Consider the following 10627-nt stretch of genomic DNA (forward strand, 5'->3'; position numbering starts at 1 on the left):
GTTAAAACTGCAGCAGGAAAGCCTGTTGCGTAATGAAAAAGCATTGGCCGATGCAAGATCATTGCTCGCCCAGGGCCGCGGTTTACGGGTTGATACACTCCGGGCTTATACGGCGGTAGAGAACCTGAAACCGGATATGCTCAAACTGAACTACGCCATTGAAACAGGCAAGCAACAATTGATCACCCTGATGGGAATGGATTCGTTAACGCAGATCACCCTTACAGATTCCCTGGTGGCAAATACCCCCATAGCCATTCCTTCAGAAAATGAACTATACGAGCAGGCGCTGCGTCAGCGGCCCGACCTGCAGGCATTGTTGCTGCAGCAACAGATGAGTGAACAACAAACTGTGCTGGCCAAAGCGGCCCGGTTGCCGGTAGTGTCTGCTGTAGGCCAATACCAGCTACAAACCCAGGCGCGCAAATTTGATTTCGTAAATGCCAACTGGCCTTCCACTTCCTTTGCAGGGGCCCAGGTTGTATTGCCTTTGTTCACGGGGTTTAGTAACCAGGCAAAGATCCGCCAGGCTGAATATGCGCATGATCAATCCGGCATCCGGATCACCGAGGCGCAACAGGCGCTGAAGACAATGGTAAAGCAGGTGATCGCCAATTTAAAAGAAACGCACGATCGGCTGCAAACGCAATTGAAAGTAAAAGAAACTGCCTTACTGGGGTACGACATTGTGCAATACAGGTATGCAAAGGGCGTAACCTCCAGGCTCGATCTAACCGACGCAGAACTGGCTTTAACTGCCGCGCAATTAAATTATTTAGAAGCTGTGTTTGATTATCGAAGCGCAGCAATAGAATTAGCACGCACAAGTGGTAACGAAGGTTTAATCAAGTAGACGTACAGGTAAAAGTGAGGGAGTTCCCCCGGGTTTCATCAACCGGGGGTTTTTCTTTTTCAACCAGTAAAAATGAAGTGTTGAAATGCCGGGTTGGGTTATTAATTCGTCCGGTTTGGCTGAAGGTCATTGGAAAAGGGGGAGGGGCCGGTGTACATTTACCGGATAATTGAAACGCTAAAAAATTTTACAATGAAAAAGATTGCAGGCAAAATGAGCAATGGGCTGTTAACAGCTGTATTTATCATGCAAGGTTTAGTGAGCAATGCACAAAATAGCACCACCCCCGCACCACCATCCAATGAGGCGATCCGTCCCTTTAAAATAAATATACCTGAAGCCCGGCTGACCGATCTTCACAAACGCATTCTGGCTACCCAATGGCCAGACCAGGAGATAGTTACAGATGCAACACAAGGAGTGCAGCTGGCGACAATGAAACAACTGGCCAGCTATTGGGCTACGTATGACTGGCGAAAAACCGAAAAGAAGCTGAACGCATTGCCGCAATTCATGACAAATATCGATGGCGTAGACATCCACTTCATTCATGTTAGGTCAAAACATAAGAACGCGCTGCCGGTGATCATAACGCATGGCTGGCCCGGTTCTGTCATTGAACAATTAAAGATCATAGGACCCCTTACTGATCCCACGGCCTATGGCGGCAGGGCCGAAGACGCTTTTGACGTGGTAATACCGTCATTACCAGGACATGGATTTTCAGGAAAACCAACAGTTACCGGCTGGGACCCTGTACACATTGCCAAAGCGTGGATCACATTGATGAAACGGCTTGGCTATAATAAATATGTGGCCCAGGGCGGCGATTGGGGCGATGCCGTAACCGAACAAATGGCAGTGCTGGCGCCGCCTGAATTGATCGGTATTCATACCAACATGGCGGCAACTGTTCCTGCAGACATTAATAAAGTATTGCAGGCTGGTGGTCCTGAGCCTGCCGGGTTGTCGGCCGATGAGGATCATGCGTTTAAACAACTGGATTTTTTTTATAAAAATGGCCTTAGCTATGCCCTTGAAATGGCACACCGCCCGCAAACGTTATACGGCATTGCCGATTCACCCATTGGTCTGGCAGGCTGGATACTCGACCATGATGCAGCCAGCCTGGCGCTTATAACCCGCGTGTTTAATGGAGAGGCTGCCGGTCTTACCAAAGAAGATATTGTTGAGAACATTACCCTGTACTGGTTAACGAATACGGGAGTATCATCGGCCCGGCTCTATTGGGAAAATAAGTTGCCTTTCTTCGATATTAAAAACATTAAGATACCTGTTGCCGTGAGCGCTTTCCCTGATGAACTGTACCAGGTGCCACGTAGTTGGGCAGAAAAAGCATTTCCCAATCTCATACATTATAATAAACTTGATGTAGGAGGCCACTTTGCAGCCTGGGAACAACCCAAACTGTTTTCAGAAGAATTGCGGGCTTCCTTTGCATCGCTGAGGAAATAGTTGATAGAGTTGAAAGGGTTGATAGAGTTGACCAGTTATACGAATTTCAATTTGCATACGAAGGACCTCATTCTTTGCGTATATATAACGTAAACATCCCTCCCATACACCTCAAATAAAAAATACTTATTATTATAAAATAATACTATCTTAGGGTAAGCGTGGTGTTTACAACTAATAATAGCAATAAACGTTTGAGCAACCGCCCCAAAAGCGATTAGCTGAGACCGCAACTCTCCAGTACATAGCCTCGATTGTTTTTACCGCACAGGCAGGTCTGATTAATAGCAATTTCAGGGTGATGCATACGCATGGCCGACTTATATTTATTTGCTTAACCCCAAAATTGTAAGTGTATGAAAAAACCTCCTGTAGAATTACTCCCAATTAACAAGATCTTATTGGTAGATGACGATGCAACAGCTAATTATCTTTCAAAAGAATTGCTCGAAAGCCTGCACGCTGCCAACGAAATCGAAACTGCTGAAAACTGTTTAAGGGCGCTTGAACTGATCAGGCAATCAGATTGTGCCGACGTTATTTTTCTGGATATTAAAATGCCGGGTATAGACGGCTTTGATTTTCTGGAAAGATTAAAAAAACTGTCGCTCGAAAAAAAGATAAAAGTCGTTATGCTTACCAGTTCGGTAAGGCCCGAAGATAAATTAAGGGCCTTTTCCTATAAAGCCGTGATAGATTACCTGGAAAAGCCATTAACTCCCGATAAAGTGCAAATGATAGCAACTACCTACCTTAATTAGTTACCCCACTCACAGGAATTACCTCTTAACCCGCAAAATACCGGGCACGGGCATGCTATGAAAAAAATTATACCCTTTGCAATAATTATGATTGCTGTTTCCATTCAGGTGAATGGCCAGAAGAATGATTCTGTATCATCTCTTTTACGCTTATCGATCGAAAACCTGATGAACATTCCCATCTATTCAGCCTCCAAAGTGGCTGAATCAACGTTTGATGCACCGCTTTCTTCCTCGGTTGTGACCAAAGAACAGATAAAGCGATCGGGATGTACATCCATCATGGAAGCATTACGCTTGGTGCCGGGCGTAATTGTGCGGGAGCAAACCAACGGCAATTATGACATTCACATCCGGGGGCTCGACAACATTCCGCCCAATGCAGCCTTTTTATTCTTTACCAGCTCTACCACGCTGGTAATGATCGATAACTATCCTGTATATAATTATTTACATGGCGGCACCTTCTGGGAAACTTTACCCATTGATCTCAATGATGTTGAGAAAATTGAAGTGGTGAGAGGGCCTTCTGCCGCTTTATATGGGCCCAATGCTGTTTCAGGTGTAATTAATATTATAACCCGCAAGCCATTGAAAGAAGGATTGTATTCGGTTGCCAATGCAATGGCTGGTAGTTATAATTCCATCATTGCAAACGCCTCGGTAGGATTTAATAAGGGCGATAAATTAAGCGCCATACTATCGGGTAACTATCAAAACAGGAACAGGACCCAAAGTACTTATTATGACGAACCTACCCAACGATATGTACCCCTCGATTCGGTCACTGCTGTAAAAAGAAATCCGCTGGGCGCTGCTAATGTGAATGAAAGATATCCGCATCCAGATCTGGCCATGCGTAAATACGGCGTGAACGGGTTTGTGAATTACAATCCGGCAGAAAAGGTCCGGTTGTCGGCGGCTTTTGGGGCCCAGCATGCTGAAGTTCAAAAAGAATTTGCAACAGATAACTATTCAGCTTATTTGTCCACTGCAAAAGCCGATACCAGGTATGCGAATATCAAAGGCGATATTAACGACTGGATGGTTCAGCTTTCCTATGTAAATGGTACTCAATTGCCCCTGTTGGGGCTTTCGAAATGGCGATGGACGTATAATACACTCGATGCCCTTGTTGAATATAAGATCTCTCCCATAAATAATTTAAGTGTTACCCCTGGCCTTATCTACCGGCGGGCCATCTATGACGACAGTAAATATGTAAATACAACTATAAAAGAAGGGTTATGGAGCGGCCGGGCAGAATCCATTACTACCGCTTTTTCACTGCGGGCCGATTATAAATTGTTTGACCAACGGCTTCGCCTGGTTGGCGGGGCCAGGGCCGATAAATTTAATTATCCCGACAGGTTCTATTATTCCTGGCAGTTGGCCGCCACTTATAAGATCAATGACCGCAACCTGGTACGCATAGTACAGTCAAAAGCATTTAGAACTCCGCTGATCATTGATCTGTTTTCCAACCTCGACATCACAGGCCCGCTCAGTGGCAGAACCTATTTGCTGGAAGTGCGGGGTAACAAAAATATAAAGCTGCTTACATCCACTTTGTTTGAAGCCGGATACAGGGCGCAGCCGGCAGACAACCTGGAAATTGACCTGGAATTATTCACCACCAAAACCCGCAATTTCTCCTACACTATTTTTGAAAGCGGAACATTTTACCCTACTGGTCCCCTTGCATTCCAGGGATTGTCTGATCTGAACAATTTAACCGTATATGCCAAACAATGGGGCGGCACCCTTGCCGTGAATTATGTGGCCGGCGCCTGGCAGTTCAAACCATTTGTTACCCTGCAAAAAACCATGTTGTACGATTATTCTCCGTATGCCAATTCTCCCGAAGTGCCCCCTCTTCCATCCAATCACAATGATCCTGCTACGTATAATATTTATTCAGGGATGGGAACAAAAATGAGTCACAACGCTACCCCTTCCTGTTACGGGGGCGCTTACATCAACTGGAACGCCAGCCCCCGCCTGAATATCAATTTAACTCCCTGGTTTTATAGCGCACAAACCCAGTTACAAAGCAGTAACCTTACTTATAACGACGGCGAGCGGGGCGTTGAAAATATCAAAGGCAAAGTAATGCTGAATGCGGCCGTAACGTATGCCATCACTAAAATGTTTACGCTGACGCTAAGTGGAAGGAACTGTTTTAATAACGAGGCAAGGGAGTTTTACAGGGCCGATGCGCCGGCATTGATGGTGTTTGGAGGCGCCAGCTTTGAATTCTAAAATATACTATCGTATAAATAGTAAAGTAATAACTATGAGAAACTTCAGGCTGTTTACAGCGCTCCTGGTTTTTAATGTCTGTTCTTTTACCATATGGGGGCAAAAAGACAAGGCAAGCGAGTACAACCTTAAAGCGGCGTTCATTTATAATTTTACCAGGTATATAGAATGGAAAGGAGGGTCGGATGAAAATGAATTTATTATAGGCATTATCGGAACATCACCCATTAACGATCCCCTTAGTGAAATTGTAAAAACAGAAACTGTTGATAATAAGAAAATAACCATTAAGCGATTCAGCAAACCTGCTGACATCGGTTTTTGCCACATACTTTTTATTTCCCAGAATGCGGGGGTGTCGCTGGACGATATTCTGGCGAAAACTTCCGGGAAAGGCACGCTTATTATCAGCGAACAGAATGGATATGCTGAACAGGGTACCGCCATCAATTTCGTTGTCATTAACCGCAAACTGAAGTTTGAAGCTAATGTAAAGGCTATAAATTCAGCGGGTTTAACGGCCAGCTCACAGTTATTAAAACTGGCTATTATTATAAAATGATATGGCAGTCTTTAAAAATTTATCAATAAAAAACAAACTGATCATTATTCAAACCACCACCGCATTCATTGTAGTGCTGGTATGTTGTATCTTCTTTGTATTAAATGACATCAGAACATTTAAAGACGCAGCCAGGCTTAAAATGTTTTCCCTGGCAAGAATTGTTGGAGAAAATGCAGTGTCTACGCTGGTGTTCCTTGACCAGGATGCCGCTACGCAGATCCTGATGAAATTAAACAAGGAGCCTGATATTACCCAGGCTGCTGTGCTTGATAAAAATGGGAAATTGTTCGCCAGTTATTCCCGGGAAAGGACGGGAAGTGATAAGGATCCATCGGCCGCTGCCGATGGAAAGCAACTGATAGTAAGTTATAAGTTGTACCAGGAAAAGGAATTTATGGGAACAGTGGTGCTTCATGCCGAGCTAAATGAACTCAATAAAATTGTTACCGGTTATATAAAAGTCACCGTGCTGGTTTTGCTGGCTGCTATTACGGCAGCCCTTCTTCTTTCAGCTTTTCTCCAGCGTTCCATTGTTCACCGCCTGTTAAAGCTGGTTTCAAAAACAAAAGAGATTGCCAGAACGGGTAATTATGCGTTGAGGGTGGAGGGTACTGGTAATGATGAAATAGGGATCTTATCGGGAGGATTCAATAATATGCTCGAGCAAATTGAGAACATGAACAAATTTCTGAAAGAAAGCAATAAGGCGTTAAAAAATTATTCATTAAGTCTTGAGCGAACCAATAAAGAACTGGAAGAGTTTGCCTATATCAGCTCGCACGATATGAAATCGCCCATTACCAGTTTGATTGGCATGTTAACCCTCATACAGCAAAAAGAAGCCGTACAACCCGGTAAACAACATCTTTTTGAGCTGGCTGTAAATTCTGCCCGGCAAATGCAGAAAACGATCAATGCGCTCAATGAAATTATAGCCTTCCGCAAAACATTGAAAGTAGAACGGGAAAAAATAAACCTGGAAGAAGCATTGGAGGAAGTTAAATTAAGGATCTATGATATGATATCATCCTCCGGGGCAGAAATACAGGCCGATTTCACCGGGTGCCGGTTCGTGCATTACCCGGCCGTTCATCTCAAAAGTATTTTTCAAAACCTGCTTACCAATGCTATTAAATATAAGCAGCATGGCCATCCGCCGAAAATTGACATTACAACGAGCTGTGAAGACAAATTTCTTGTGTTGGAAGTAAAAGACCAGGGAATGGGAATAGATATGGACCTGTACAAAGATAAATTGTATGGACTATTCCAACGGTTTCATACACATGTTGAAGGGTCGGGCATAGGATTGCATATGATCTATTCGATAGTAGAGTCGTATGGTGGAAAAATTTACATCGAAAGTGAGGTAAACAAAGGAACAACATTTAAAATATACCTTGCCAATGGCCCACTTTAATAAAGTGTTACTGGTAGATGATGATGATGCCACCAATTTCCTGGCCAGCCTGGCTTTTAAGAACCTGGCTATTGCCAGTGAAATAGCCGTGGCCAGTGATGGATTGGTTGCCTGTGAATGGATCAGACAAAATACCTGCCCGGATATTATTTTCCTGGATATCCGTATGCCCAGGATGGATGGTTTTGATTTTCTGGACAATTTTTCCAGGATGAATACCTGCAAGAAGGTAAAAATAATAATGCTTACCAGTTCCATGCGGGCAGAAGATAAGAAAAAGGCATTTGCCTATAATGCCGTGGTTGAATACATTGAAAAGCCTTTAACAGAAGCTCTCATTCAAAAGATCGCGGATACTTATTTTAATGACTGATTGACGATTGATGAGCAAAAAAAGGGCGCCCCGGTTTCTCAGGACGCCCTTGGTTTGCTTGCGTAACCTTTATCATCTACTTAGGATAGCCATCATTTTGATCCAGTTTCTTGTTTACATCCCGTTCGGTTTGCGGAATGGGCAACAGGAAGCGGTAATCGGGCACGGTATAGCCTAATTTGGCCATTACCTGTTTGTACCGTTTCAACCGGATGAGGTCATATTTGCGATGTCCTTCAACAAACAATTCACGTCCTCTGTCCTTCACCAGGCTGTCGATGAAATCATTCTGCGAAGGCGTATTGGCAAAGCTCAGTTGCTGCGCCGGGTCTTTTAAACCGGCTCTTGCCCTTACTGCATTTATGCCATTGAATTTTGTGGCGTCGCCGCTGTTAATGTTGTTCAATGCTTCAGATTGCATCAACAGCACGTCGGCATAACGCAGAACGATCCAGTTTACGTTGGAGTTATTGCTACCCTTTACATAACCCGGATCGCGGTATTTGTAAACAAAAGGCGGAAGGTTTGTAGCCGTATCCGCTTTATCGGCCATGTTCCAGTTTTTGCGAATGCTGTCTTCTGCCTGATAGCCGGTTTTAAAGTAAGTGGTGTCAACCGTGAAGGGGGCAGCGCCACCCAGTTGGGCCGGGTAGAACATGCGTAAGATGATATTGGAGTTAGCGCCATTATTGCCCGGGCCAAACTGAATAGAGAAAATATGCTCGGGACCATTCTTCTTGGCATTATCAAACACATCGGGGTAATTAGGAACCAATGAATATACTTTGGAGGCAATCACCTTGTTAAGCGCTGCCAGTGCATTCTGGTTGTCCTGGGCATCTGCATAGGAGGTACTGGCCCTTTGCAAATATACTTTAGCCAGCAGCGAAGAGGCGGCGCCCTTGGATACCATGCCTTTATTGGCAGCAGCGATCTTATTCTCCAGCGGACAATTGAGTTCTGCAAACTTCAGGTCATCGATAATGGTCTTGTAAATATCAGCTGCCGAGGCTCTGCTTGGGTATAACAAGGTGTCCTCTGCTGTGGTAATAGGACGTAACACCAGCGGCACATCGCCGAAATTTCTTACCAGGTCAAAATAAGCCATGGCGCGCAGGAACCGGGCATTACCCATGATGTTATTGCGGGCTACCGTATCCATGTTAATGTTAGGTACATTTTCCAGCAGATCATTGGCCCGGCTGATGGCCTGGTATGATGTCTTCCACCAGTTGGTGATCTCCGAGTTGGCAGGCGTCCAGGTAAATCTGTTCAATTCCAGCCGCTCCGAAGTGGTAATGCCCACCAGGTTATCGGCAGATAATTCCGAAATAAGCCATACCGTACGCTGATACGATGTTTGTTGCTGAAATACATTGAAGATGCCATTGAGCGCCGTTTGGGCATCAGTAGCAGTCTGGTAATAATTTTTTGGAATAAGAAAACTGTAAGGTTTTTCTTCCAGATTTTTTTTGCAGGAGGCGGCCATCAACATAAGACCAGCGCCTGCTATAAAGAAAATACTTTTTTTCATAATTGTTCTTTTACTAGTAAGCAATACGATCCGCGCATTAAAAACCGAGTTTCATTCCTACTGTATAGGTTTTGATGTTCGGGTAAGGGTTGTAATCAACACTCAGCGAAGTGTAATTGCCCTGTGAGTTGGGGTAAGAATTCACTTCGGGATCGTAGCCTGAATAGTCGGTAATGGTGAACAGGTTCTGCGCAGTAGCATAAATGCTGGCTGATTTAAACGCTGAACTCAATTTTGGTAGTGGCAGGTCGTAGCTAAGCGTAATGGTTTTGAACCGCAGGTAGCTGCCATTCTCGATCATATCGCTGGTTACACCCAGATTACGGCGCAGGGTACTACCTGCTTTGGGCAAGGTGTTGCTGGTGCCCTCGCCGCGCCAGGTATCACTATATACATAAGAGAACTTATTGGCATAAGCGTTACCAGCTTCCATTTCGATCTTGTTTTCATTAAGGATGTCAACACCCTGCACGCCCTGGATCAACACATACAGGTTGAACCGGCCAACGGTAAGGTTGCTGGTAAAACCATAGGTGAACTTCGGTAGTGCATGACCGATAACAGTTCTGTCGAAGGTAGCATCCAGGGAGCTGTCGCCATTGAGGTCTTTATAAATAGGATCGCCGGGTTTTACATCCTGTTTAGTGCCGCTCTTTTTGATCTGGTCGGTACTTTGCCAAATGCCATCGAACACATAACCATAGAATTCACCGATCGGTTTTCCAACTTGCAGTATGGAAGAGGTTTTACCACCGGGGAACAGGTTCGAACTTACGTTACCGGTAAATTGGGAAGTATAGGGACCCAGATCGAGCACCTTATTGCGATTAGCCGAGATATTGAAAGCCGTGGTCCATTTAATATCTTTCTTATCAATATTAATGGTATTGATCCCCAACTCAATTCCCTGATTCTGCACACTACCCAGGTTTTGGGTCATGGCATTAAAGCCGGAAGTGGCGGGCAGCAGTACATCGTACAGCAGCTTGGTAGTTTTCTTGTTATAATAATCGGCCGACAATTGCACCCGGCTATTCAGGATCGACAGATCGAAACCGACGTCCAGCGTTTTTGTTGATTCCCATCTCAGGTTGGGGTTGTACAGGTTGCTGGGGGAAAAACCATTCACCCGGGCCTGCCCCAGCCAGTATGTATTGGGTTGGTATTGTTTCAACGACAGGTAAGAAGGAATTTCCTGGTTACCGGTAGCACCATAGCTTGCCCTGAACTTCAGGTCGTTGATGGCTGCCACATCTCTCAGGAAGTTTTCTTCTTTCACGCGCCAGGCGAAGGCCCCTGAAGGGAAATAACCCCATTTGTTGTTCACTCCAAAACGTGAAGAACCGTCGGCACGGAACGTAACGGTGAACAGGTATTTGTCTA

General features: G+C 44.8%; 9 protein-coding genes. 7 read left to right on the forward strand and 2 right to left on the reverse strand.

Annotated features, from left to right (window positions below; translation table 11 throughout):
- From ACJ751_RS22565 to ACJ751_RS22595, 7 genes are all read left to right on the forward strand, one after another.
- Window positions 1-853: TolC family protein (locus ACJ751_RS22565; RefSeq protein ID WP_407747792.1), on the forward strand; the 853-nt coding region annotated here is incomplete at its 5' end.
- Between the two features lie 192 nt (window positions 854-1045).
- Window positions 1046-2329: an epoxide hydrolase family protein gene (locus ACJ751_RS22570; RefSeq protein ID WP_407747793.1), complete on the forward strand. Its 1284-nt coding sequence runs from the start codon at window positions 1046-1048 to the stop codon at window positions 2327-2329.
- A 356-nt stretch (window positions 2330-2685) separates the two neighbouring features.
- A complete protein-coding gene (locus ACJ751_RS22575; protein WP_407747794.1) occupies window positions 2686-3090 on the forward strand; it encodes a response regulator in 405 nt (134 codons plus the stop codon).
- A gap of 57 nt (window positions 3091-3147) precedes the next feature.
- The gene (locus ACJ751_RS22580) at window positions 3148-5352 is read left to right on the forward strand and encodes a TonB-dependent receptor plug domain-containing protein (protein WP_407747795.1); all 2205 of its coding nucleotides are present in this window, start codon (window positions 3148-3150) and stop codon (window positions 5350-5352) included.
- A gap of 34 nt (window positions 5353-5386) precedes the next feature.
- Window positions 5387-5914 carry a YfiR family protein gene (locus ACJ751_RS22585; RefSeq protein ID WP_407747796.1) on the forward strand — a complete coding sequence of 176 codons (528 nt, stop codon included), beginning with the start codon at window positions 5387-5389 and terminating at the stop codon, window positions 5912-5914.
- A 1-nt stretch (window position 5915) separates the two neighbouring features.
- Window positions 5916-7337, forward strand: a complete 1422-nt coding sequence (locus tag ACJ751_RS22590; RefSeq protein WP_407747797.1) for an ATP-binding protein — start codon at window positions 5916-5918, stop codon at window positions 7335-7337.
- Window positions 7324-7710 (forward strand): response regulator, encoded by a 387-nt coding sequence (locus ACJ751_RS22595; protein ID WP_407747798.1) that lies wholly within the window; start codon window positions 7324-7326, stop codon window positions 7708-7710. The genes ACJ751_RS22590 and ACJ751_RS22595 overlap by 14 nt, the downstream gene beginning before the upstream one ends.
- Before the next feature lie 76 nt (window positions 7711-7786).
- On the opposite strand, the gene ACJ751_RS22600 is transcribed toward ACJ751_RS22595, so the two are convergent.
- Window positions 7787-9244 carry a RagB/SusD family nutrient uptake outer membrane protein gene (locus ACJ751_RS22600; protein ID WP_407747799.1) on the reverse strand — a complete coding sequence of 486 codons (1458 nt, stop codon included), beginning with the start codon at window positions 9242-9244 and terminating at the stop codon, window positions 7787-7789.
- A 37-nt stretch (window positions 9245-9281) separates the two neighbouring features.
- On the reverse strand, window positions 9282-10627 hold a 1346-nt coding region (locus ACJ751_RS22605), incomplete at its 5' end, for a SusC/RagA family TonB-linked outer membrane protein (RefSeq protein WP_407747800.1).

It is taken from the genome of Niastella sp. (assembly GCF_045805085.1).
Lineage (GTDB): Bacteria > Bacteroidota > Bacteroidia > Chitinophagales > Chitinophagaceae > Niastella.

Coding starts and splice junctions, on each gene's coding strand:
- ACJ751_RS22575 (WP_407747794.1), top strand. CDS start 2,686: ATGAAAAAACCTCCTGTAGAATTACTCCCAATTAACAAGATCTTATTG.
- ACJ751_RS22590 (WP_407747797.1), top strand. CDS start 5,916: ATGGCAGTCTTTAAAAATTTATCAATAAAAAACAAACTGATCATTATT.
- ACJ751_RS22600 (WP_407747799.1), bottom strand. CDS start 9,244: ATGAAAAAAAGTATTTTCTTTATAGCAGGCGCTGGTCTTATGTTGATG.
- ACJ751_RS22595 (WP_407747798.1), top strand. CDS start 7,324: ATGGCCCACTTTAATAAAGTGTTACTGGTAGATGATGATGATGCCACC.
- ACJ751_RS22570 (WP_407747793.1), top strand. CDS start 1,046: ATGAAAAAGATTGCAGGCAAAATGAGCAATGGGCTGTTAACAGCTGTA.
- ACJ751_RS22585 (WP_407747796.1), top strand. CDS start 5,387: ATGAGAAACTTCAGGCTGTTTACAGCGCTCCTGGTTTTTAATGTCTGT.
- ACJ751_RS22580 (WP_407747795.1), top strand. CDS start 3,148: ATGAAAAAAATTATACCCTTTGCAATAATTATGATTGCTGTTTCCATT.